The 25,849-nt window shown below is 33.4% G+C and carries 20 protein-coding genes; 8 read left to right on the top strand and 12 right to left on the bottom strand.

Translation table 11 applies throughout. The features are described from left to right. Positions 1–243: 243 nt before the first annotated feature. Positions 244–1,038 carry a hypothetical protein gene (locus D1816_RS16635; protein ID WP_066315190.1) on the top strand — a complete coding sequence of 265 codons (795 nt, stop codon included), beginning with the start codon at positions 244–246 and terminating at the stop codon, positions 1,036–1,038. A gap of 71 nt (positions 1,039–1,109) precedes the next feature. Here the strand turns inward: D1816_RS16635 and D1816_RS16630 are convergent, their stop codons facing one another. Beyond that, the gene (locus tag D1816_RS16630; protein ID WP_118504300.1) at positions 1,110–2,540 is read right to left on the bottom strand and encodes an expansin EXLX1 family cellulose-binding protein; all 1,431 of its coding nucleotides are present in this window, start codon (positions 2,538–2,540) and stop codon (positions 1,110–1,112) included. A gap of 234 nt (positions 2,541–2,774) precedes the next feature. Next, positions 2,775–2,966 (bottom strand): hypothetical protein, encoded by a 192-nt coding sequence (locus D1816_RS25790; protein ID WP_066315186.1) that lies wholly within the window; start codon positions 2,964–2,966, stop codon positions 2,775–2,777. A gap of 409 nt (positions 2,967–3,375) precedes the next feature. Between D1816_RS25790 and D1816_RS16625 the strand changes: the two genes are divergently transcribed. From D1816_RS16625 to D1816_RS16610, 4 genes are all read left to right on the top strand, one after another. Further along, entirely contained in the window at positions 3,376–7,989 is a 4,614-nt protein-coding gene (locus tag D1816_RS16625; RefSeq protein WP_120702385.1) for a T9SS type A sorting domain-containing protein, read from the top strand. A 177-nt stretch (positions 7,990–8,166) separates the two neighbouring features. Continuing rightward, positions 8,167–8,637, top strand: a complete 471-nt coding sequence (locus tag D1816_RS16620; protein WP_118504296.1) for a hypothetical protein — start codon at positions 8,167–8,169, stop codon at positions 8,635–8,637. A 97-nt stretch (positions 8,638–8,734) separates the two neighbouring features. Continuing rightward, a complete protein-coding gene (locus D1816_RS16615; RefSeq protein ID WP_118504294.1) occupies positions 8,735–9,271 on the top strand; it encodes a Crp/Fnr family transcriptional regulator in 537 nt (178 codons plus the stop codon). 51 nt (positions 9,272–9,322) lie between these two features. Next, complete coding sequence (locus tag D1816_RS16610) at positions 9,323–9,880, top strand: DinB family protein (RefSeq protein WP_199729927.1); 558 nt, start codon at positions 9,323–9,325, stop codon at positions 9,878–9,880. 188 nt (positions 9,881–10,068) lie between these two features. Here the strand turns inward: D1816_RS16610 and D1816_RS16605 are convergent, their stop codons facing one another. The 7 genes from D1816_RS16605 to D1816_RS16575 all read right to left on the bottom strand — a co-directional run bounded on the left by D1816_RS16605 (position 10,069) and on the right by D1816_RS16575 (position 19,974). Continuing rightward, positions 10,069–11,691, bottom strand: a complete 1,623-nt coding sequence (locus D1816_RS16605; protein WP_118504292.1) for a S41 family peptidase — start codon at positions 11,689–11,691, stop codon at positions 10,069–10,071. Positions 11,692–11,742: 51 nt separating this feature from the next. Continuing rightward, positions 11,743–12,120 carry a ribonuclease P protein component gene (gene rnpA / locus D1816_RS16600; protein WP_066315174.1) on the bottom strand — a complete coding sequence of 126 codons (378 nt, stop codon included), beginning with the start codon at positions 12,118–12,120 and terminating at the stop codon, positions 11,743–11,745. Positions 12,121–12,213: 93 nt separating this feature from the next. After that, the gene (locus D1816_RS16595) at positions 12,214–14,043 is read right to left on the bottom strand and encodes a M1 family metallopeptidase (protein WP_118504290.1); all 1,830 of its coding nucleotides are present in this window, start codon (positions 14,041–14,043) and stop codon (positions 12,214–12,216) included. Between the two features lie 11 nt (positions 14,044–14,054). After that, positions 14,055–15,764, bottom strand: a complete 1,710-nt coding sequence (locus D1816_RS16590) for a S8 family peptidase (protein WP_232517396.1) — start codon at positions 15,762–15,764, stop codon at positions 14,055–14,057. Continuing rightward, on the bottom strand, positions 15,748–16,608 hold the full coding sequence (locus D1816_RS16585) for an MBL fold metallo-hydrolase (protein WP_118504288.1): 861 nt from the start codon (positions 16,606–16,608) through the stop codon (positions 15,748–15,750). Before D1816_RS16585 ends, D1816_RS16590 begins: the two co-directional genes overlap by 17 nt. Before the next feature lie 243 nt (positions 16,609–16,851). Next, positions 16,852–19,116 carry a SulP family inorganic anion transporter gene (locus D1816_RS16580; RefSeq protein WP_118504286.1) on the bottom strand — a complete coding sequence of 755 codons (2,265 nt, stop codon included), beginning with the start codon at positions 19,114–19,116 and terminating at the stop codon, positions 16,852–16,854. Further along, positions 19,117–19,974, bottom strand: a complete 858-nt coding sequence (locus D1816_RS16575; protein WP_066315168.1) for a universal stress protein — start codon at positions 19,972–19,974, stop codon at positions 19,117–19,119. It abuts the gene before it with no gap. Positions 19,975–20,135: 161 nt separating this feature from the next. Between D1816_RS16575 and D1816_RS16570 the strand changes: the two genes are divergently transcribed. From D1816_RS16570 to D1816_RS16560, 3 genes are all read left to right on the top strand, one after another. After that, a complete protein-coding gene (locus D1816_RS16570; protein ID WP_066315165.1) occupies positions 20,136–21,971 on the top strand; it encodes a sodium:proton antiporter in 1,836 nt (611 codons plus the stop codon). A 115-nt stretch (positions 21,972–22,086) separates the two neighbouring features. Continuing rightward, positions 22,087–22,341, top strand: coding sequence for a hypothetical protein (locus tag D1816_RS16565; RefSeq protein WP_066315163.1), 255 nt, complete (start codon positions 22,087–22,089; stop codon positions 22,339–22,341). A 188-nt stretch (positions 22,342–22,529) separates the two neighbouring features. Further along, the gene (locus tag D1816_RS16560) at positions 22,530–22,802 is read left to right on the top strand and encodes a hypothetical protein (RefSeq protein ID WP_066315156.1); all 273 of its coding nucleotides are present in this window, start codon (positions 22,530–22,532) and stop codon (positions 22,800–22,802) included. A 147-nt stretch (positions 22,803–22,949) separates the two neighbouring features. Here the strand turns inward: D1816_RS16560 and D1816_RS16555 are convergent, their stop codons facing one another. The 3 genes from D1816_RS16555 to D1816_RS16545 all read right to left on the bottom strand — a co-directional run bounded on the left by D1816_RS16555 (position 22,950) and on the right by D1816_RS16545 (position 25,831). After that, positions 22,950–23,657: a hypothetical protein gene (locus tag D1816_RS16555; RefSeq protein WP_118504284.1), complete on the bottom strand. Its 708-nt coding sequence runs from the start codon at positions 23,655–23,657 to the stop codon at positions 22,950–22,952. 326 nt (positions 23,658–23,983) lie between these two features. Next, positions 23,984–24,523, bottom strand: coding sequence for a hypothetical protein (locus tag D1816_RS16550; protein ID WP_147405010.1), 540 nt, complete (start codon positions 24,521–24,523; stop codon positions 23,984–23,986). Positions 24,524–24,550: 27 nt separating this feature from the next. Beyond that, complete coding sequence (locus D1816_RS16545) at positions 24,551–25,831, bottom strand: hypothetical protein (protein WP_118504280.1); 1,281 nt, start codon at positions 25,829–25,831, stop codon at positions 24,551–24,553. Between the last annotated feature and the right edge of the window lie 18 nt (positions 25,832–25,849).

Below are 25,849 nucleotides of genomic sequence, written 5' to 3'. Positions count from 1 at the left end.
AAAGTCAAAGATTCAGGATATTCTGCATTTCCAACATTCTTAGTTTCGTACTGTAAAATTTTACACACCCTTAGAGCTTACAGTATTTATACTACAACAGCAATATAAAACAAATTTAGCGCTAAAACACAAGTGTTTTATATGCAATACTAGTGTGCATTCTTGTGAGTCTCTAACCCACAGACTATTGCTTATTATCTGTATAAAAATTTATAAGCAACCACTCTTAAAACCAATATTAAAATGAAAAATTTATTGTATGTTTTACCCATCATAGGCGTACTATTCTTGACATCCTGTGATCGCGAAGAGAGTACAGAAATAGCTCCAGAAGAAGCTATTGTACAAGAACTCGATCAAACTGTTCCTAAGCAAACATTAGTTGCTAAGATACAGAAAGATGGCCATGAATTTCAATTTTTTAAAGTAGGTGCAGATAACAATATTGCTATTGTGCAGAAGCTTAATGAACTTGAAAGTAATGTAACTAGTGTCATCTTAGAAAATGAAGAAAGCACTCCTTTTGATGTATTTGTTAGTTTAACTAATCCCGATGTAAAGGTGCCACAATCAATTGCTAATACAGCAATTAATAATGCTCTTATTTCTTCGGGAAGAAGTACTACTCATCAAACAGACCCACTTATAGTATTAGAACCTGGGTTTAATACGCTCAAAAGTGCTGCTTGTTATGATGTAGGTGCTACACAATTTAGAAATAAATATTGTGATGCTCCAGTATCTTCTACAGCCACAAGAATTGAATTCTGTGACAGTCAAAAATGGAACACGCTTATTCGTAATTCTGTTTTTGGAGGAAAATGGAAAAAGATGGATGATACCTTAGCTTGGACAAATGTTATCTGTGGTCTAACAAGACTACAGATTTATGGTAATGATGTTTTAGAATACCAGGTAGATTTCACCAATGGAATTTGGTATGTAAAATGGTATAACAAAGGAACTAAAAGACGTCAAGTAAAGAGGTTCCGTCCTAATAACACCGGGAAATTTAGAGCATATACTAAGTTCTTCTAGTCTTTAAATAGGACTTATCCCTAGTTTATATAGGCATCTTAATAAAGATGCCTATATTTTTGATACACTACTTATTTTTTAATGACTCTATATGTTTTGTCATTGGTTTTTACAAAATAGTTTCCTTTTGTATATAATGATAAGTCTATTGTGTTACCTGTTCCCTCTAAAAGAATTTTTCCTTCTATATTTTGTAATTTCCAAGGGCCTGTATAGCCCTGTAAAGTTACTTTAGAAGATGTAGGGTTTGGGTACATTTTAGTTTCTCCTATAAATGCTACAGATTCTAATTCGTTAGAAGAAGTAGTTGCAGGATTATTTCCTTGTGCAAGAGAGGCAGACCAATAGTTTAGGTTAAAACCAGATGTAATAACATTTAATCTGATATTATGTTTCCCTTTCGACAAAGGAATATTTGTAAGAATAACATCGGTATATTGTTGCCAATTGTTGGTATTAGGAATGGCTATTGGGGATGATGTATAACTGTCGTCAATCATCAACTGTATAGAAGATGTTGTAAAAATAGAAGCCGTCCTAAATTTAAAATTATAGATTCCTGTCTGATCTGCGTTAATGGTATACGTGAGCCATTCTCCCACATTGGTCCAGCCCACATTAAAACCTCCACCTGCATCTCCTGTTGTTTGAATGTCAACTCCTTCGTTTCTATATTGTCCTCCTCTATTTGCCACATCACTATCATTATACCCTTCTCCTTGTCCTCCTTTGTCAAAATCCTCTGCCTGTACCTGTCCTGGAAGAATATGATTTTTAAACGGTTGATTTCCTGATGTATCTCCTCCAGGAGAATCTCCATCACAATTTGCAGGAACACTAAACTGTTGTGCTGTGTCAAAATCTGAATTTGTATTGATCTCGACAGCATCAAATATTAACTGCTCTCCTACAACCGATGTGATTCTTAGTTTCATAGGAGATGTTATTCCTTTTGGCTCAATAAAGAAATTGAAGAGCTTTCGTTCTACATTTATCCAGACATTATCTTTTAAATATTCCATTTTGGAAACAGCATATTTATGATCACGAAATTGTACTGCAGTCCAGTACTTTGAAGATCCTGATTTAAAATTTACCTTGATTGTTTCATTAGCCATCAATGGGCATGGAACAAATTTCCAAGTAATTGGTACTCGCCCATCTATTGGGTTTGCAACTTCTGAAAATGCTTCTTGGGTTAAATCCACATCTCCAGGCTTACATTCGGGACAACGGTCTACAACTTTTACAATTGTTTTTCCTCTGGATCCTGTTACTTCAAGGCAGGCACCACAGCCATTACTGTTATCATAATCTGCATTGTTTAATGCACAATGCTTAACATCATCGGCTGCTACAGGCAATGAGCAATTTCCTCCGGAACTGCCTGCAACACCACCATAAAAAGTAGCTTCTCCAGATTTTACATCATCATTACATTGGGCGGTAGTACATACATAGCATAGTAAGCATGCTATGAAAATAAACGTTTTTAGTTTCATAGATTTAGGTTTTAAAAGTGAAAACAGATCAAAGACGATCTTATATATGCAAACGAAATATATAGTTGGTTCTTATATATTCATTTCTAAGATAAGCAATCCTATTAACACAATCTCACCCATATATAGTATACTTTCTTTATCTAACTAAATAAAACCTATATAAAACAAAAGGCCACAATATTAATATTATGACCTAGCTCTAGTTCGAAAAAAGGGTGTTTAATTTTTAACTTAATGCTGTTCTTCATTCAAATCTTGATCTTTTTCTAAACCTATTTTAGTATCTATTATAGTATTTGTAAATCCTTCTGGCTCATTTGTATTTATAAACTCCTTTTCTCCGTCTGGTTTTTCACATGATATCATAAAAAATATACATGCCAATAAGAATACAAAACCAATATAATCCCCCAATTTTTTCATTTTGTCTTACCTCCTTTTTAATTAATATTTCATTTTTACTATAAATCTCATTGTGATTTTTTTTCACTATAATCAAAGTCCTATTCCTAAAACATTATAAAACCAAAATACCCTACTATCTATTTTGATTTTATTTCATTGTTCCTATTCAAATATAAAACTCTATAAATCAAATAATTGGGTGGTAATACCTGATTTTGATAAGGTGTTTCACCTATTTGTTTTTGGGTCTTTAGCTAGATTAGCTTTTTATTTTAACATTATTGATTTACCTATATAACTGATTATTAAAGAGCTCGTGTCATAAATATTCATTTCTTTATGTTTTTTTAACATTGCTAGTAGGATTGAATGGTTCTAATGCCATACCTTGCGATATGCAAAAAATCACACATTCAAATTAATAGTCATGAAATTAAAATTACTTTTAATTCCGTTTGCTATCTGCTTTTTTCTAGCAATGCAAAATGGATTTTCTCAAACTACATTTATTAACGAAATACATTATGATAATGCTGGCGGAGATGTCGAAGAAGCTGTTGAAATAGCAGGAGTTTCAGGAACAGACCTTACGGGTTGGAGTATAGCGTTATATAATGGTTCTAATGGTACTGTTTATAATACCGTATCACTTTCTGGCACCATTCCGGATCAACAAAACGGATTTGGAACAGTTATCGAAGTACTTCCTTCAAATGGATTACAAAATGGAGCCCCTGATGGACTCGCGTTAGTGGATAACACAGATACTGTTATTCAATTTTTAAGTTACGAAGGTGCTATTACTGCAACTAGCGGACCTGCATCTGGGACAACAAGTGTTGATATTGGGGTATCAGAATCTAGCAGCACAGTTGTAGGAGCATCATTACAATTATCGGGAGCAGGTACTACTGCCGCAGATTTTGCTTGGGAAGCAACTACAACTAATACGTATGGTGCAGTAAATACAAATCAGACTTTTGGCAACCCAGTAGTAATGCCATTAATTAATGAGTTTGTATTTAATCATACAGGAGCAGACACCGATGAATTTGTTGAAGTTATCGCACCGGCAAATACTGATTTAAGTACATTTTGGATATTAGAAATCGAAGGAGATAGTAATGCTTCTGGTACTATAGATGAAGTTATACAATTAGGAACAACAGATGTAAACGGTTATTATACAACTCCTTTTGCAGGAAACACCTATGAAAATGGAAGCGTAGCTTTACTTCTAGTAAAAAACTTTACAGGTACTTTAGGACAAGACCTCGATACAAATGATGATGGTACTCTAGATACTACACCTTGGGAAGAGATCATTGATGACATAGGTGTAAATGATGGTGGTGCCGCAGATTTAAATTATGCAACAACTACATTATTGCAATCTTTTGATGGTAGCACCTTTACTGTGGGTGGGGCCTCAAGGTTTCCTAATGGAATGGATACCGATGCAGTATCCGACTGGACAAGAAATGACTTCGACGGAAGTGGCTTACCAAGTTTTCCTGCAGTAGCAGCAGAACCAGGAGAAGCTGTAAATACACCTAACAGAGAAAATGTAATCATTGAAGATGTTGGCGGAGAAGATGCAGTATTAGTTATCAATGAAATAGATGCAGATACTAATGGATCTGATGTTTTAGAATTTGTTGAGCTATATGATGGCGGAACAGGAAATACTTCTTTAGATGGTCATATACTAGTATTTTATAATGGATCAAATAATCAAAGTTATGCCACTTATGATCTCACTGGATTTACTACAAATACTAACGGATATTTCGTGATTGGCAATACAGACGTTCCTAATGTATCAATCACATTTCCTGGGAATGGACTACAAAATGGACAAGATGCCGTTGCCCTATATAAAACAGAAGCATCAAACTTTCCTAATGGTTCGGCCGTTACTATTGACAATCTTATCGATGCCATTGTTTATGATACAAACGATAGCGATGATGTTGAGCTGTTAGCACTATTAAATGCTAACGAGCCACAAGTCAACGAAGATGAAAAAGGAGATAAAGATTTTCACTCTTTACAACGTTTTCCAAACGGTTCTGGAGGATTAAGAAACACTTCTACTTATACACAGGCAATTGCTACTCCGGGTAGTGCAAATACGAATGCTACAGAAGTAGTAAATTTAATAATTAATGAAATCGACGCAGACACGCAAGGTTCTGACGCTTTAGAGTTTGTAGAATTGTATGATGGCGGAACAGGAAATACCTCTCTAGATGGTTTTGTATTGGTAAATTATAACGGAAGCAATAATACTAGTTATAATGCTATTGATTTAGATGGGTTTTCTACAGATGCAGAGGGTTACTTTGTTATTGGTAATACTGATGTTGCTAATGTAGATCTTGTAGTTCCAGGAAATTCGTTTCAAAATGGAGCGGATGCTGTAGTGCTTTATTTTGGAGACGCAACTTCTTTTCCTAATGGTACTGCCGTAAGTACTGATAATATCATTGATGCTATAGTTTATGATACTAATGATAGCGATGATCCAGAATTATTAGTTTTATTAAATGCTGGTCAACTACAAGTTAATGAAGATGCTAACGGAAACAAAGATGTTGAATCTTTGCAACGAGTTCCTAATGGCGAAGGGGGTGCTCGTAACACCAGTACATATGTTGCAAAAGCTCCTACTCCAGGAGCCAGTAATGATGGTGTTATTGTTGTTCCCGGAGAACCAATTACCATAGCAGAAGCGAGAGCTGCTGCTGCCGGGACTCCTGTTACTATTACAGGAGTACTTACCGTTACCGATAGTTTTAATGGTCCTGCATTTATACAAGATGAAACGGGTGGAATTGCTGTTTTTGATCAACAAGTACATGACAATCCTAATGTAAAAGTTGGAGACTCTATTACCTTAACAGGTGTTAGAGATAACTTTAATGATCAGGTTCAAATCAATGGTGTTGTAGAGGTCATTAATAATGGGCTTCCACAAAACCCTATTGCTCCTTTAGAAATAACATTAGCAGAACTTGCCGACCATCCTGGTGAGTTAGTTAAAATACTTAATACTACATTCCCAAATCCTGGTGATCTATTATTTGGAAATTCTAATTTTACACTTACTGATGCAAGTGGAAATGGAGAATTACGTGTAGATAATAATGTTGCTTCTGTAGTAGGTAAAGTACAGCCAATTACATGTCCAGAAGTTACTGGTGTTGTTGGTCGTTTTAGAGAGTTTTTCCAGTTATTACCTAGACAAGATAGTGATATTCCTTGTGCAGTAGAATTTATACCTCCTGGAGATACTGTTGGTTTTCCTAAAGAAGATACATTTGATGTAGTCACTTGGAATATCGAGTGGTTTGGAGACGAAAACAACTCTCCTGTAGGTCAAAATCCAATGTCTGATGCCATACAAAGAGATAGTACTGCTGCCGTATTAAGAACACTAAATGCAGATGTATATGCTGTAGAAGAGATCGCAGATGATGCTTTGTTTGACGAGTTAGTAGGTTTATTACCAGGATATGATTATATCTTGTCTGATGCCGTTTCTAATCCGGGAGGTACACCTCCTTTTCAAAAAGTAGGTTTTATCTATAATACACAAACTGTTTCTGTGGTTAAGACAAGAGCAATGTTACAATCAATACACCCTTTATATAATGGAGGTGATGATTCTGCTCTAGTAAATTATCCAAGTGAAACTTCTCGTTTTTATGCAAGTGGAAGATTACCTTTCTTAATGACTGCAGATGTAACAATTAATGGAGTAACAGAACGTATCGACCTTATTGCTTTGCACGCCAGAGCAAATAGTGGTAATGGTGCGCAAAATCGTTATGATATGCGTAAATATGATGTTGAGGTGTTAAAAGATTCATTAGACGCTAATTTTGCAAATAACAAAGTAATTTTGTTAGGGGATTATAATGATGATGTTGATGAGACTGTTGCCGACATTACCTCAACTATTTCTAGTTTCCAGGAATATGTTGATGATAATGCTAATTATAACATTGTTTCTTCGGCACTAAGTGATGCAGGTTTACGCTCTTTTATTTCTAGAGAAAATATGATTGATCATATTGCCATTACAAATGACCTTAATGAAGCTTATATCGAAAATTCTGTCACTGTGCATTATGATGTGTATGATAATGATTATGCATTTACCGCATCTGATCATTTACCTGTTTCTGCTCGATTCTTATTAGAACCTGAATTTGTAGACAATGAATGCGCCGGTGGTACTGTCGTTTCGTTTGATCAAGGTCGTAGACGAGATGGTCGTAGAATCTCAAGATTTAGAAGTTATCCACAAAAAGCTCTAGGAAATCCAAGAGAAAGAAGGTATTTTAATTTTGTGAGCTTAGGATTTGGTGGATCTATCACTATAGAACTTACTAATGAAATCTTTGACAATGCAGATACAAATGAGTTTGCTGTATTTGAATCCACAGGCTTCTTTGATAACATTCCTTGTCATTATTTTCCAGAATCTGCAGAGGTGTTCGCATCACAAGATGGTGTTGAATTTGTATCTCTGGGGACTACTTGTCAGGATGGAGAATTTGACTTAGCTACAGGTAATTTAGGATCTGCCAAATATATTAAAGTGGTCGATACTAGTGATAAAAACATATTTCCTTGGTTTGCCGATGGCTATGACCTTGATGCTATTGTTTGTTTAGAAAATGGTAAGCGTTTTTCAACAAAAAATGCAACAACATTTATAGGTACGCCTACTGCTTTTGAAAGTGAATTAATGGAAAAAGATTTTGGTCTAGAAGAAATAGCTATAGCCATGTATCCTAACCCTACTAACGAAAAGTTATCCATCGCATTTAATACACTAGCAAAAAGCAACGTCAATGTTATAATGACAGATGTGACTGGAAAAACAGTATATAACCAAAGTATACAACTTAATGTTGGAGAATCTAAACTAACTATTGATATGACGCGCTACCCTAAAGGTTTCTATATGGTAAGTGCTGCCGACGAAAAAGGAAGTTTTAGTGTCGTTGAAAAGATTATACATCAATAACACACACTAGCATTTAAAAACAGCCATATTCAAATACTTGAATATGGCTGTTTTTGTTTTATATCATTCCTAAATTTACTAATTGTTATGTTTCAGGGAAAATAAACCTGTTAATTAACACAGACAAATGCAACCTTTCTATCCCTTATTCATCTACAAAAAAATACCCTTAACAAAATGAAAAATTTTAGCCTGCTTATTTTAGTAATTGTATTAATATATAGTTGTAACAGAGCCGATGATAGTCAAGATATAATTCCTACCGATAGCATCATATTTGGAGAAATATATGGGGCATGCGTTGGGGATTGCCGAAACCTATATTTATTAACAGCGCAAGGAGTGTATGGTGACGCCAATAGCAACACAATTTATGGAGATTGGGAAAACACTACATTTCAAAATCAATCGTTAGCCATGGATCAGTTCGATTTAGCTAAACCATTACTACAAATACCTGATATTTTATTATCCTATGAGTTTGAAATTGGCAGTCAAATAATCTCTGATTTTGACTATTTTATTAACTTAAGAATTAATGGTACGTCAAAAACATTCGTATTTGATGAACTTAAAGAGGCTATTCCTTTAGAAATTAAAAACTATATCAATAACTTCATTGCTATTAATTCTCAATTAAAGAAATAGACAGGGTATACATCAATTCACCTTTTTTTAAAAACGCATATAACTGTTCTAATGGTTCATGTATATTTATCAAAGTATAATTTTTACAATCTAAATCATGAATCCAATTTCTGTCTTAATAGAAAAAATAAGTCACCACAATTTGTGGAATAAAGAAATAACATTGGATAGAAATGAATATTTAAAGGTAAAGGGTAGTATTGATACAAACATATATTTAGTACAAAGTGGAAGTTTAAGAATTTTTGTTCTTGACGAATTTGAAGAACACACCATTAGGTTTGGCTACAAAAACAATTTAATCGCATCTCTAGATTCATTTCTGAATGAACAACCTTCGGATTTTTATATTCAGGCATTAAAAAAAACTACTTTAAAAGTTATCTACAAAACCGAGTATCTAAATTTTATTACCTCATCTCCTGAAAACATTAAATTATGGAATCAAATTTTAGAAAATTTTGTATTACAACAAATGGAAAGAGAAAGAGATATACTCACCACATCACCTTTAGAACGATATAAAAGAGTCTTAAAAAGAAGTCCGCAACTCTTTCAGGAAATACCTAATAAATACATAGCGTCATACCTAAGGATGACTCCAGAAACATTATCACGAATTAAAAAATCTTAATTTGAATCAAGATTTTATTCTCTTTGTATTCTGATTTTTGTAATAAAAACAATGAATATTTCATCAGTAGAATTAATACAAGATTTAATCGAAAGAACACGAGAGCATATTAATAAAGCAGAACAACTTAAGCAATTACCTCTAGAAACTTTAAACTGGAAAAAAGATCAAAAAAGTTGGAGTATTTTAGAGTGTGTTGAACATTTAAACAGGTATGGTGATTTCTATATTCCAGAAATTGAAGAAAAAATTAAACATTCTAAAAGTACTAGTGTTGATCGATTCAAAAGTAGTGGATTAGGAAACTATTTTGCTAATGTCATGCTTCCTAAAGAGAAATTAAATACCATGAAAACCTTTGTTTCTATGAATCCTTTGGGTAGTGTATTACATCCGGATGTACTATCTAAGTTTATACAACAACAACATTTATTAATTGATGCATTAAGTCTTGCCAAAAATGTGAATTTGAATACAACAAAAACTTCAATTTCAATTTCTAAATGGATCAAATTAAAGTTGGGTGATACGTTTAGAGTAGTTATCTACCATAATCAGAGACATATAGCTCAAGCAGAAAGAGTATTAGAACAGGTTTCTGAAAATTAAATGCGTAAAAACTGCTTCTGTATCCCGTGTCATTTTATACAGTAATCGTTCCTTTTACATAATTAAAAGGAACTACAACAATGAGTGTTTTTTCGATAATTTCTGCAGTTTGCATGATCTCCAGAACAACACAACTTACATCCTAAAAACAATAAAAGTACATATGCTCATTTACATATTAAAAAATTCTATTTTAAAATTTCCTGATACTTCTTCTCATCATTAAGTATCTCTTTACTTTTAGCGACTTCAGGATTATTTTTTACATAATAATTATATAATCCTTCTCTATAAAAATAGCGCTTAATAATCTCATCGGTAAGTAGGTTTACGATTTCTTCCTTATGAGTATCTAATGCTTTCTCTTTAGAAACTTTTATCGCATCCATAAGTGCAGCATAACTTTTGGTAATTTCTGCATCTAATTTCTCTTTTTTGGCGGTAAGTAGTGACTTACTAAAAGCCGTTTCGGTTTCGGTTTCAAAATTAAAATCGCTTTGCTTTACGAAGCTTTTAAAATCTTCATAATCCTTATCTGTAAATTTAAAATCTCCTGATTCTTTTAACTGGTGTGAATAGTAATATTTGGTACCATATCCAAAAATAGCATCAGACTTTAGCAAGGCTGTAGTGATCTTACTGTATTTAGAAGTCTCTAGTACTATATCTGGTTCTATTCCCCCTCCATCATATACTGTTCTTCCATTTTTAGTCTTAAAGGCTTTAAAATCCTTTTCATCAATACGTACGGCATTATTATTTTTATCACGATTCCAATAGTCTAGTGCTTGGATACATCTACCGCTTGGCGTATAGTATCTAGAAATGGTTATTTTTAGTTGTGTCCCATAGGTCAATTTTTTAGGACGTTGTACTAATCCTTTACCAAAACTCCTTGCTCCTATAACTACACCTCTATCCAAATCTTGAATACTTCCTGCAACAATTTCACTGGCAGAAGCACTTCTTCCGTTTACTAAAACTACCAAAGGGATTTGAGTATCAACAGGTGCTTTTTTTGTAAAATATTCTTTATTATATTTTTTAACTACCGACTTTGTGGTCGTTATTAGCTCTCCTTTAGGAACAAAAATATTAGTAACATTAATAGCTTCACTTAAAAGTCCTCCTGGGTTTCCTCGTAAATCTAAAATAACCTTATTAGCACCTTTAGCCTTTAAATCTTTTAAAGCTGCTATCGTTTCGCTTGAGGCTTTATTATTAAATTTTGATAATACAATATATCCCGTATTGTCATCTAACAATGTAAAAAACGGCACCGCATCTACCTCTATTTCTTCTCTTGAAAGCACTGTTTTTTTAGTTTCTCCTTGTCTTGTATAGGTAATATCTACTTTGGTCCCACTTGCTCCTTTTAAAAGCTCACCTGCATCATCTTTAAAATCGGCAACCTTTACGTCTCCAATTTGAATAATCTCATCACCTGCTTTTAAGCCTGCCTTATCTGCAGGATAGTCTTTATACGGTTCTATGATAATAATCTTATCTTTTATTGTTCGTACAGAAGCTCCTATACCTGTATATTCTCCCGCATTACGAATTTTCGAGGCTTCTACATCTTGTTCGTTCCAGTATTTGGTATACGGATCCAAATCATCGAGCATTGCTTTGATAGCAGTATCCATGAGTTCTGCTGGATTGGTTTCATCTACATAGTTCATGTTTAATTCTTTAAACATAGTTGTGAAGATTTCAATCTGTTTTGCAATTTCAAAAAAATCAGATTTAAAACTTACTGTAGTCAATAAAATAACAACAGCAATTACGGGGTAAATAATTCTCTTCTTCATGGATCTATTTTTATTAATTATTACAAAAACTAAAAACAGAAATAACATCATTTATTTAGACGTTATTTCTTTCTCGATAAATTTTTGTAATATTTTTTTAATTTTAGTTTCAATCAATGCATACTCCGGTAACTCCTTACCGGTATATAAAAACATAAAAGTAAATTGATGCGTAGTGTTGGCTACAATATACTTATTTTTTCGATAACTTTCGCGCAATAAACGTTTTATACGATTGCGTTTTACTGCACTTTTAAAGTGCTTTTTACTTACAGATACACCAGTTTTAATCGTAACATCATCTTCAAAGACAGTCTTTCTATAGACTAACCTGATGGGATATTTCGAAACCGATTTTCCTTCAGAAAAAAGTAGCTCTATTTCCTTTTTACTTTTAAGCCTTTCCTTCTTATTAAATGTCTCCCTCATTAGATACTAAATGTAGTGATAAGGTAATGATTAAAAAAACCGACCTTAACTATATAGCAAAGGTCGGATCATTATATAGAATTACTATTTTTATTAATTTGTGTAGCTATTATTACTTGGATTAACGTCTGCCAAAAGGTTCATAATATCTATTGAAATCGATTTTATTGCTGCAGCTGGCTTATCTAATTCTACCGTATATGTAGGGTTAGCCCATGGCCAATCGGCAAGCACTGTTCGTTTCATCGAAGAGATTGGGTTTTCTTTTTCTCCTCTCATTAATCGAATAGGCATATAAAATGACTCTATTGTTCCGTCTGTATATTCTACGTAAAGATCAATAGGCATTGGCATTTGTCCATTACGTTCTAAAACTACTTTTGTTTTTCCTGATTCTTCGATTACTTCTTTAATTCCGTAGTCAATTCTGTTGGTGGTCTGTGTCCAATCGGTTAGGTACCAATCAAGTTCTAATCCTGAAACTTTTTCGGCAATTCGTTTAAAATCATTTGGAGTAGGATGTTTAAATTTCCAGGTGTCAAAATATCTTCTTATTGTTTTAGCAAGGTTATCTTCTCCTATAACATATCCTAATTGAGATAAAAACACAGCTCCTTTGGCATATGCAGAAGCACCGTATGCGGCATTATGTGCATATCGATCTGCTTGCGTTGTTTGTGGCTGCTCTACTCCTGATATTGCTAACTGAAAGTAGGTCTTGTACATACCTTTAAGCGAATTTGGGTTATTTTGCTTCATAACTTCATTCATTGCCAAGGTAGAAATATAACTTGTAAAGCCTTCATCCATCCATTCGTGTTTAGCCTCGTTAGTCGCTAAGATATGTTGAAACCAAGAATGCGCCATTTCATGAGCAGTAACCCCAACAAGACTCTCAAAACTTCGTTCTCCTGTAATCAATGTAGACATTGCATACTCCATACCACCATCACCTCCTTGTATCACAGAATATTGATCGTACGGATATTTCCCTATTTTTTCACTAAAATAGTTCATCAGTTCTACTGTTTTAGGTTGTAGATCTTTCCAGTTATCCAAAATTTCCTTTTTATCTTTATATAAAAAGTGAAGTGTTGGTCCATTTGGTACTTTTACGCTATCGTGTATATATTCTGGATCTGCTGCCCAAGCAAAATCATGAACATTTGGTGCTTTAAAATGCCAGGATAATGTTTTTCCTTTATGTTTAACTTTGGTTCCTGGTTTTTCGTAACCATGCCCTATTTCCTGAGGGTTTTGTAAATATCCTGAACCGCCTAAAACATAATCTTTATCTATATTTATGGTTACATCAAAATCACCCCATACACCATGAAACTCTCTTGCTATATATGGATCTGCATGCCAACCTTCAAAATCATACTCGGCAATTTTGGGATACCATTGTGTCATAGACAAGGCAACACCTTCTTTATTATTGCGTCCTGATCTACGAATTTGTTTTGGTACCTGACCATTAAACTTCATCGAAAAAGTCGTTTTTTCACCAGGCAATATTGGTTTATCTAAAGTAACTTCTAACACTGTTCCTTCGACCTTATATGTTAATGGTTTTTTGTTTTGTGTTAACGATGAAACCATTAAATATCCAGACTCTTCTGGTGTTAACTTACTAATCTTATCTAGTACTCTTGGATCTGGATCAGGTAAGTTAAGAGATCGAATATCCATTTCACTACCTGGTTTAAAAGCATTGAAATATAAATGATAAAATACCTTACTTAATGTATCTGGTGAATTGTTTGTGTACACCAATTCTTGTGTTCCTAAATATTGAAAGTTTTCTACATTCATATCCACTTTCATCACATAATCCACATGCTGTTGCCAGTATGAAGTATTGTTTTGGGCATTTGCACTAAATGCACCAAATAAGAAAACTAGGGCAATTTTTTTAATCATAATCAGTAATATTACTTAGACATTTTATCTGCCAAGATTAAGGCATTATACAAGTTAACCATTTTTCCTGATTTAGATAATTCAGAAAATTTCTTGGTGTTTGTTTCATCTCCTGCCACCATAACGGTTGCCTTTGTAGCTAAACCACTATTCATAAGTATTTGTTTTACCTGAGCCGCTTTTAGCTTAGGATAATACGATCTTATTAATGCAGCTACACCTGCTACAGCTGGAGATGCCATAGAGGTTCCTTGTAGAAATTCATAATTATTATTAGGTGTAGTAGACCATATTTTTACTCCTGGAGAAAATACGTCTACATTGCTTTTTCCGTAATTTGAAAAATCAGCAACCAAATTAGCACCGTATTCATAATTTAAAGCTCCTATAGTTATAAAATTATTTGCAACTTCGGTGTTATTGTCGATTTGATCATTAGGATATACTAATTTTTGATCTAAATCCTCTCCTTCATTACCGGCAGCATTTACGATCAATACATCTTTTGATTCTGCATATACAATAGCTTCTCTTACCCATTCTGGGTGCGTGCTATAGTATTTACCAAAACTAGTATTTATAACTTTTGCCCCGTTATCTGCAGCATATCGAATGGCTAAAGCAATGTCTTTATCATATTCATCTCCGTTAGGTACTGCTCTTAATGCCATTATTTTTACATTTTTGGCCACACCATTCATTCCTTTTCCATTGTTTCGTTGTGCTGCAATAATACCTGCAACGTGAGTACCGTGCCTAATACCTTCTTTTTTAGGATCAGGTCCCATTACATTGTTATTACCATAATCGGTATCTGTAATATCATCAACGTTATCACCAACTTTTGCTCTACCATCAAGCTCTAGGCTTAAGTTATAGTTTAATTGCTCTGTAAAGTGATCTACGCCTTCTGTTATGTTTTTTATAAAATCAGGGATCGTATCTCCTGCATCTAGAAACCCAAACATTTGTGCCAAAAATGCAACATGTTGCTGCATTTCAGGTGTTTTTGCTTCTACATTTAAAAGTTCTTCTCTAGAATAGTCTTCTTTACCAATACTAGCAACAATTGCTTTATGAGAAGCTTCAGATTGTTGCAGGATTTGTTCGTATTGAATTTTTTGCTCAGCATTTTCTTGATACTCTTTTTCAAATTCTGCTTTAGCTTCTATATAATTTCTATACTCGTCTCTATCTTCTTCTGCAACCGATGCTAAATTTTTACCTGTATATTTTGGTTTCAATTTTTTAATAATTCTAACAAACTCCAGGTTTTCGTTATAAGAATCTCCTAAGAAATTCCAACCATGTATATCATCAATATACCCATTGTTATCATCATCTTTTCCATTTCCCTTAATCTCATCAGTATTGGTCCACACTACTCCTTTAAGATCTTCGTGCTCGATATCTACACCGCTATCAATAACCCCTACGATTACTGTAGTTCCTTTTTTATTTTTTAGCAGTTCATCGTATGCCTTATCAACACTCATTCCTGGAATAGTATCCGAAACGAGGTCTTTTAGAAACCAATTTTTTAATTGCGTGTTGTCTAAATCAACATTTTTTAACGGAATCGTATCTATATTTTCTATTGGTGTAGAAACTATAGCTGGTGCGCCACCACAACTTGCTAATAGTATTGATGAAGCAATCGTAAAAAGTACTTTATTTGATAGGGTCATTACCGTATTCTTTCTTTTAATTAAATATGTCATTGCAAGTAAATATTTCTTTTAATCGCACTCCTTTCTCGGTATGCTGTACTGTTATAATTTCATTATGTGCATCATGTTCTAGAAATAAGTACCACCCATGGGTAGCAGCGTTTTCTAGAAAAAGTTTTTTTTCATCCAAAGTTAATAAAGGTCTAGTGTCATAGCCCATTACATAGGGTAGAGGTATATGTCCTACCGTTGGTAAAAGATCGGCCATAAAAACTATGGTTTTATCTTTATATGCTATATGCGGAATCATTTGCTTTTCTGTATGACCATTTGCAAATAGTACGCCAAAACCTAATTCTGACGTTTTTTGAAATGTTGCATCTGTTCTTGAAATAAAGTTTAAGTGTCCACTTTCTTCAATTGGTAGTATATTTTCTTTAAGAAATGATGCTTTTTCGCGTGCATTTGGTGCTACGGCCCATTGCCAATGTTCTTTATTGCTCCAGATCTTAGCATTTTTAAATGCTAGTTCATATCCTGTTCTACTATCGTTCCACTGCACGACACCACCACAATGGTCAAAATGAAGGTGCGTTATAAATACATCTGTAATATCATCTCTATGAAACCCTTTTGCTTTTAGCGAAGCATCAAGACTATCATCTCCCCAAAGCGAATAGTATCCAAAAAACTTTTCTGATTGCTTATCTCCCATTCCAGAGTCGATCAGTATAAGTTTATCTCCATTTTCTATTAATAAACACCTTGCTGCAATATCTATTAAGTTATTATTATCTGCAGGATTCGTTTTTTGCCATAATGTTTTAGGAACGACCCCAAACATGGCGCCGCCATCGAGTTTAAAATTTCCTGCTTTTATAGGGTGTAAATTCATGTATTTAACGCTATATTTCTTTAAATTTTCTGGTGAAGGTACAACGATTATTCGTTATCTATACTCTGATACTAAGATAAGTATGCACAAAACACCGGTTGATTTTTTTACTCTATTTACATTTTTATTTTTCAATCATAAGATTGTATGCCCCCATATTATCTCTTCTTAAATGACTCTGCTTAGTATGGTTTATTTCAAATTTTGATAAAAATCTTTGCAAAATAGAAAAAAAGAAGAGGATCAAGTTTTAATTTTTGGAGTTTTTAACACTATTTCATCATATTGAGTGCCAGATATTATCTTTTCTAGGCGAGTTCCGTAATCTAATAGTGCTTTTATTTCTTTTATACTTGCTAAACGTTCTTTTCGCATTAGCAATAAGGATTGCCCATTACACTCTATATGATAATACGGATTACTTTCAAAAAACAAGACTATTTCATCTGTAAAAAATGATCTTATATTTTCTGTGTCTTCTCCTAAAAGATAGAATCGTTTAGAAAAATCAGGATGTCCTTGAATGGTAACATCTTTAAATCCTGCGAACTTATACACAAATTCTAATAGCCCTTCTTTATCTAGTGTAAATTTAGGTATCTCTTTATTCAATTTTATGGTCAAAACGGTAGTCCTTACTAGTGACCTTGCAATAAATTCACCCTCAGAGAAAACCACATCTGATATTCTAAAAACGTCTCTTTGATCAAAAATAGCGTTATTAAGATAGCTAACCTTTTTAATTTTAAAGAATACAAAGTTACTTAATGCCAATACATTTTCGTCTTTTTTAGGATCATAATTCCATGAAAAATCGTCGGCTATCTGCTGTAAATCAAACTGTCTTTTGGTAAGGTTAGATTTTGGTCCTACTTTTAATTTCTTAGAAAATGGTATTAAACTTCGAACGGCAAGTGGGTGTTCTGATGATGCGCCGTGAATATCAAGCCCCGTTATTTCAAAAGAACCTCCTTTTCTTTTAAATGTTTCCTGATACCCTAGTAAACTTTCTTGTACGGTATAATCCACAAAATCACATAATGAGAAGTCTACCACCGCATCTTCATTTTCTGGAATAGTATCAAGTTTCTTTTTTAATTTGGTATAATTCATAAAGCTTGAAAAATTCTTGATACTCACAAAGTAGTTGTCATTAATCTCTTCTTTAAACATAAGCACATTAGGCTTAAAAAGGTTTCTGACAAAAAACATAATACTCTTATTTAATACAAAATGAATAAGTATAGTGGTTAAGATCCCTACCAAAATTCCGGTAATAAGATTTGTAGTAATTGTAGCTATAACTGTTGCCGAAAAAATAAGTAGTTGTTCTTTTCCTATTTTTGCTACATCTTTAAGGTTTTTGGGTGCCGCAAGTTTATATCCTGTATACACTAAGATTGCGGCTAATGCGGTAAGGGGTATTCTTCTAAGTTGATCCTGAAATAATACTACAAATAGGATTAAGAACACCGAGTGAAAAAAGTTCGAAGATCGATTCGAGCCTCCGTTATTAACATTTACAGAGCTACGCGCAATAACAGTAACTACATTTAATCCTCCTACAAAACCACTAACAATTGAAGCAATCCCAAGAGCTGTGAGATCTTTATTAACATTTGATCTTCTTTTTAATGGGTCTAGTTTATCTACTGCTTTTATACTTAGTAAAGACTCTATCGTAGATATTAATGTAATCGAAACGACTACTCCAATAAATTTCATGTCGAGTAGTAATGAAAAATCTGGTCTGGGAAAGCTAGAAAAAACTTCATTGGGTATTTGAACCAAAAGAGAGGCACTTATTGGATACGCTTCTGTTGAAAAAAACTCATAATAATAACTCAAACCAATTGCGATAAGAACAATCCACATGGGAGCAGGTACTAACTGAAAATATTTATTTCTAATCTTTCCGTAAAATACCATTATAAATAAGCTGGATACTCCAACAACGGCGGCGATGACAATATCACTGTATTCTTGTGTAAACAATACCGAAATACTGGTTGGAATATCTGCAAGCATCGAGAGGGTATCGCCTTTAATACTTGTGTTGGCCAACATTACATGAAACTGTTTTGCAAAGATACTAATACCAATAGCAGCTAGCATTCCTTGAATTGCAGATGAGGGGAAAAAATCACTTAGTGTTCCTAAACGCAATTGTCCTATAATGATCATTAGCACCCCAGAACATATAATTGCGGCTAATGTAAAAATATATCCTTGGTACATATTTCCATCGGCCAGTATCGTAATTGCTCCTAATAATACCACTACTAATCCATTACCAGGACCAGTTATCGTTACATTTGAGCCACCAAATATAGAAACAACAATACCACCTACGATAGAGGCAATCACCCCAGAAATTGGTGGTGCTTCAGAAGCTAGTGCCAGCCCTAAACCTAATGGCAAGGCAATAAGAGAAACTACAAAGCCCGAAAACATGTTTTTTGGTAATTCTGATATAAATTTAGAGGTATTGCTTTTGCTATTTCCCATCTATCTCATTATTAAAACATCTGTTGGTAATTCTGACAAAATATGCTCTATATCCTGAATAAAAATACGATCCAAAAATGTCGTTCTTTCGGGTGCATTCATGATCAATAGATCTGCGGCAACCACTTTGGCATAATGTCCTATAGAATATCCTCTTTTTCCAAAAATAGATTGTGTTTTAATCAAAATTCCGTATTTAAGGTCTTCCGGTACATCCTCTAAAATATGTTGTACTCTTAAGTCTTCTTTTTTTGCTAATTGTTCTTTTATTAAGGTATCCTTAAGCAGGGATCTATCATCTTCGACCACTACTTTTACTTCTTGATGAGAAATTTCTTCAACAATGGTTAGTTTTTGGGCCCCAAGATTTTGGGCAACTTCAAACGAATCTAATATAGTTTGTCTTGTTTTTTCATCTTGCAGTCCATTTACCACAATATGATTGCATGGTCTTAAATCTTCTGAGGGTTTTATTAATAGCAATACAGAACAATGTGCATGTCTTGTAATTTTTCTGGCTATTGACCCTATATAAAACTTAAGAAAATCTTCTCTGGGGATTGCCCCGAGCATAATAAGGTCAGCATGATTTGTTTTAGCTGTTTCTATAATGACCTCTACAGGATTTCCTTGTTTCCAGATTACTTTTACTTTTTCATGATCTTCAGAAAATCCAGAAATTAAAGCTTTGATCTTGTCTTCTTTCTCTTGTGTTTTCTCTCCAACATGTACAATGATCATTTTGCAATCAAAGAAATCCACCATTCTCATGGCTTCAAAAATATTGTTCTTCAGATTAGGAGAAAAAGCAACACCAATAAGTATAGTGTTAAATTTATGATGTAATGCTTCGCTCAAGATCTTATACTTTCTTTTAATTTAATGCGGTAAGATATAAACTTATTTTTTTAAACCATAAAATAAAACTTATTTCCAATATGTTTAAAAAATTTGCGATCTTTCTTGATTACAAAACGTATGTACTCTTCATGAGTTCATTACTAGATTAAATTTAAACCATGTTAGAACTAGCAGGAATCATTATATTAGGCATATTGGCACAATGGGTAGCCTGGAAATTTAAAATCCCAGCAATTCTACCACTCATTTTAATAGGTCTTTTGGTAGGCCCTTTTGCCACACTAATTACAAGTGACGGCACTAAACTAATACAACCAATCTGGAATGGTGTAAATGGATTATTTCCTGGTGAAAGTCTGTTTTATTTTGTTTCTCTAGCCATTAGTATTATACTTTTTGAAGGAGGCTTAACACTTAGAAGAAACGAAATTTTAAATGTTGGCCCGGTAATTATCAAACTAATTACTTTGGCCGTTGTGGTTACTTTTTTTGGCGCAGGAATTGCCGCTCATTATATTTTTAATTTGAGCTGGCCCATTTCATTCTTGTTTTCGTCATTAATTGTAGTTACCGGACCAACTGTAATTACACCTATCCTAAGAAATATCCCACTTACCAAAGATGTATCTGCAGTACTAAAATGGGAAGGGATTTTAATCGATCCTGTAGGGGCTTTATTGGCTGTATTGGTTTTTGAATTTATAAAAGTGGGTGGCGGAGAAGAATTTACATTCACAGCTTTGGCAGAATTTGGAAAAATTGTCCTTTTTGGTCTTACGTTTGGTTTTACATTTGCACATTCTTTAGCTTTTGCTATCAAAAAGAAAATTATTCCTCATTACTTATTAAATGTAGTCACTTTGGCGGCAGTTTTAGGTGTTTTTGTACTATCTGATGTGTTTGCGCATGAATCTGGGCTGCTATCGGTAGTGGTTATGGGTATGGTATTAGGGAATATTAACCTGCCTAACCTAAATGAAATCCTATATTTTAAAGAGTCTCTTAGTGTATTATTAATTTCGATATTGTTCATTTTACTATCTGCAAATATTAACTTAGAAGACCTCAAACTGATCTATAATTGGGATGCCATTTTATTATTTGCCATTGTAGTGTTTATTGTACGACCGCTAGGAGTATTTTTAAGCGCTTCTGGTTCGGGTCTAAAAACCAATGAAAAACTATTTATTAGTTGGGTGGGACCAAGAGGAATTGTAGCTGCGGGTATTGCTTCTTTATTTGGATTAAAATTATACAAAGAAGGGGTGCCGGGTGCAGAGTATATTACGCCATTAGTATTCATGATTGTTTTGGGTACGGTGTTATTAAATGCTACCACAGCTCGACTTTTTGCAAAATTAGTTGGTGTTTTTCTTAAAAAATCCGAAGGGATTTTAATCGTTGGAGCTTCTAAAGTATCTAGATTAATTGCGGTTTATATTAAAGAAAACAATCGTCATGTAGTCCTTGTAGATAGTAATAGAGATAATATTAACAAAGCTAAAGATCTGGGATTAGAAGCTATCGAAGGAAATATTTACGGAGACAAGCTCAAAGATGATATCGAGTTAAATGATGTAGGCTATTTAATGGCATTAACGGCTAATAGTGACATTAATAAATATGCGATCAATAAATTTGGAGAGCAGTTTGGAGAGCAAGGAGCTTTTAGACTTATTACACCCGAAGAGATGAAGAATCCTAATAATAACCCTCAAGAAGGGTTGTTTTCGCATACCGATGATTTTCATAAATTAATGACACTTGCCGAAAAATTTCCAGGTATTCAGGAGATAAAAATCAAAGATAAAAAACACTATAAAACACTTATCGACCTCACCAAAGAAGACGCAGAAATTATACCTTTATTTCTTAAAAACGCCCAAAAAAGTATTAGAATTATTTCTTCCTACAGTGAAGAAATACAACAAATAGATGAAGATAGCATATTAGCATATATAGGAAAACCTATTGATATAGAAGAGGTTAGATAATAACAGCCTATTTAATTTTAACAAAACAACGGTAGCGTATTTAAGAGGTCTTTTTTTGTTACCTATCCTTTAAGAGTTATCTTTGAAAGGTATTAAAACCTAAATTCCTCAAATTATGAAAAAACTAATGTTGTTTGCCACAGGAGCTTTTGTCTTGTTATTACTGTCTTGCGGAAGTGATGATGATGGTGGAGATAACTGCAGCTCTTGTGAGGTAGCAGGGATTCCTGTAACTATTTGTGACAATGGTGATCGTACCGCTACTATATCTATAACAGGAACCACTACAACTACTGTAGATTCGTTTAGAGACGGAGAAACTTTTGCCGAGTTTGTAGAAAGAAGTTGTGACGTGGTTGTTATACCCTAATGTAAACTAATAATTTTAAGGTATAAATAATATAAAGGGAGTCTTATAGATTCCTTTTTTTAATGCATACATCTCAAAATCCATTTCAAATATATCGATTAAATGCATTTATATTCGATTAACGGTTTTGTTTTAACATAATTTTACATATATTTGTGTCACAAAAAATAACCCTTACCCCCGACATTATGAAAAAAACGATATTCGTTGCATTGTTATTTGTTTTTGCTTCTTTTTTAAATTCATGTGGTAGTGATGATCCAGGCATTGATTGTCTTTCATTAAGTACAAATGCATTAGATGCGGCCTCTACTTTTGGAGAAAGCAGAACTACCGAAAGTTGTAATGCTTATAAAACGGCTTTACAAAATTATCTAAACAACAATTGTAGTCCCGATGCAGCAACAGAGGCTTCGTTTAGAGAACAGTTAGATGCTCTAGGCGATTGTACGATACTTTAAGTTTACTATTTCTTAAAAGGCTAATAATCAAAGTAAACCAATAGACAATACTTCTATTGGATGACACTTTTTTAAAAGCATTTTTGAATTTACTAACCTTATAGCTATAATTTTTATTTATAGGAAAAACCACATACTCAAAACAGTCTAAAAGGCACTAACCCATTGTTTTTTGCGTTTTTTAAACCCTTTAGCACGCAATAACTCTTTTTCGTTACATCTATAATAGTGTGAAAGAAAAAAATCGCCATTAGGATAGACAATAATTACTCGATATCGCATAAAACCATCAGAGAATATTCTTTTGAGTATCGTGCTTTCATCTTTGTACCAATTGTTTGAATGTTCTTGTACGGGATATTGATTATCGTTTGTATAAAAATGTAATAAAGCGATGTCTTTTTTATGTTTTAGATTTTCTCTTTCCTTAGCAATAATGCCCTCGTAATCTTCTAAATTTAATACATGCTTATGCTTTCTTTTTGTACTATCCAGATAGACTATTTTTGATGTTTTGGGCATCTGTTTAGGATTAGGTAACGTATCCACATGGTGTATTAGCCATACTTTGGTAGAATCTATACCATGTCTTGCCAAAAAGAACTTGTTAAGCTGTTCTTTCTTTTCTGTATTAAGTTTACCAAAATAAGTTCTAAACCGCAGTTTCTTTACCTCAACTGTATCATTATTAAATGTAACCTGATCAAAAACTTTGGATTGCGATTTTTGTCGATAGGTTTCAAATTTGATTTGCTGATTAAATTCGTCTAAATAAATTTTCTTTTTATACTGTGCTTTAGTAGAAACAGTACATAAAAGTATAATGATCGCTACGACTATATTTTTTTGTGTCATTTTTTAACTTAGAAACTTAGTTGTTAGCATCTTCTGCCTTTACTATTTTGTTATATATTTTGGTAAGCATATAAAATGAGCGTAGGATAATGACTAAAAAGCCTATTGCTAGAATAAGAATAATAATTTGCCAGATCAAAAGGAAATAAGAAATAGTATCCATAGTGCGTATACATAAGTTAATATTGTTTTTTTGTGACTTCAAAACTAAGATTAGTTAGTTTCATTTTTCGACACTGGGGTAGTTATTTTTTATGAAAACAAAACCACAACTATTTTAAATAATAGTCGCGGTTATTTTATAATAGATCGAATTGATTCCTTTGTTATTCACCTAAGGCATTTAGACTTCCTTTTCCAAACAATATCTTAGTTTTAGTAAAAGTATCTACATGATGACCGATAATAACCTCTATGTCGTATCCTTCTTTACGCCATACTATATAACGAGGAGATTCTTCAAAAGTACACTCTTCAATACTAGATACTGTTGCTCCTTGTAACTCTAAGAAATCGTTTTTTACAGTAGTTTTCTCTTGAGATATAATATCTCCCTCCTTAAACATGTTATTTGGCTTACCATACTCTTCAACCATAAGATCAAAAAATGATTGGTTGACTATCTCATCCACATATATAGTGAAATTTTGTATCAACCCATCACTATCGGTAGCAATAAAAACTTTTTGATATGGCTTACCTAAAAAATCATCTAAAACATCAATCATATATATCTCTCCATCAGCTGGCTTTTCATTAGACCACGTATAGGCTTCAGGAACATCACTAATATGTTGTCCAAGCAAATCCAAAGGAATATCATTCATCATAAATATTAATAAATTACATATAAATAAGGTTTTCATATTGCGAGTTTACAAATAAAGTCGGAATTAATCGCATTTATTGGGCTTAAAACTACGTTTAAAAGGAGCCGTTCTAAAAACCCCATGTTTGTTACTTCCTGAGACACTTCCTTTCGCTTCTTTAAATGCAAATACCAATGCCTTTTTCCATTCATCTAGCAAATCCCTACCTGAAGTGTCCGGGTGTAGAGCAAACCAAGCTTCTGTTTTCTTTGTAGCTGTGTCATAAGCTAATGCTGCAACTGTGGATGCCCTTCCATTCGTCCAATTAGACGGCATAGTAAAGTATAATGGAGCTGTTGCAGTTATTGGTTGCGTTACAACCGAAAGCTGTCCGTTTACTCTCTTAAACCCAACAAATATATTAGTAATCCCGGTAATTCCACAAGCCTTAGCTCCGTCTGACTGATTTGCAAACTCCCAACTTGAACAATCTGCAAATAAAATTACTTGGTCATCTTCCCCTTCTTCTGTAGATAATATTCCAGGAGGATTACTTTTAACACTCTCTGTTCTAGTATGAGTAGCAACAGGCGTACCAGATGAACTACAATTTGTCACTTGTTGTATTGTTTGTCCTCTTGATTCTCTGTGCGAATATGTGATATCAATAATCTGCCCAGTATTTTGATAATAACTTACATCATAGAAATACTCCCAATGTCTTACAGTTACTGTGCTTGTAGAGCAACCGCCGCCACCGCTACAGCCGACTGGTTCTAAACCTTCTAATATAGCACACTTAGAGGGTAGTCGAGGTAGCAAACTCCTACCAACACCTTTTCCAATAGATTTAGTTTGTAATACGCCATCCTCATAAGACTCTCTTCCTATTTTTTCTCCAGTAAGGTCAAATAGATAAGCCATTCCTGAATATCCCGATATATTTAAATAAGATATATCCTTAGTAATATTATCAATAGAAGGTAATAACTCTACTAGAAAATATTCAGGCTGGTTATCTTCATCAAATCGAGCTAACAAACGATAACTTGCTTTTGAAACATACCCTTCAATACTTAATAAAGAAGCATTTTTATGAGTAATGAAATATTCATAAAATATTGAAGAATCAAATTTCCTTTCGATAGAAGAGGTCCAATCAATAATTAAATCTTCTTTTTGTATAGCAGGTGAATTTTTAAAAGCATCTAAAGAAAATGCTTGCTCTAGCTTTTGTTCTTGACTTAACTCTGCTTGATTGTTATTTTCCAATTCACAACTTGAAAAAACAATTAAAATAACTATACAATTAAGAAGTGGTTGTAAAAGTTTTCTTTTCAGCCTTGATTTCAAATAATCTTTCATTGATAACATGTTTTGTGT

The sequence above is a fragment of the Aquimarina sp. AD10 genome, assembly GCF_003443715.1.
Lineage (GTDB): Bacteria > Bacteroidota > Bacteroidia > Flavobacteriales > Flavobacteriaceae > Aquimarina > Aquimarina aggregata.
Note: the sequence above shows the minus strand (reverse complement) of the source record. Positions and strands in the feature narration are given on the sequence as shown.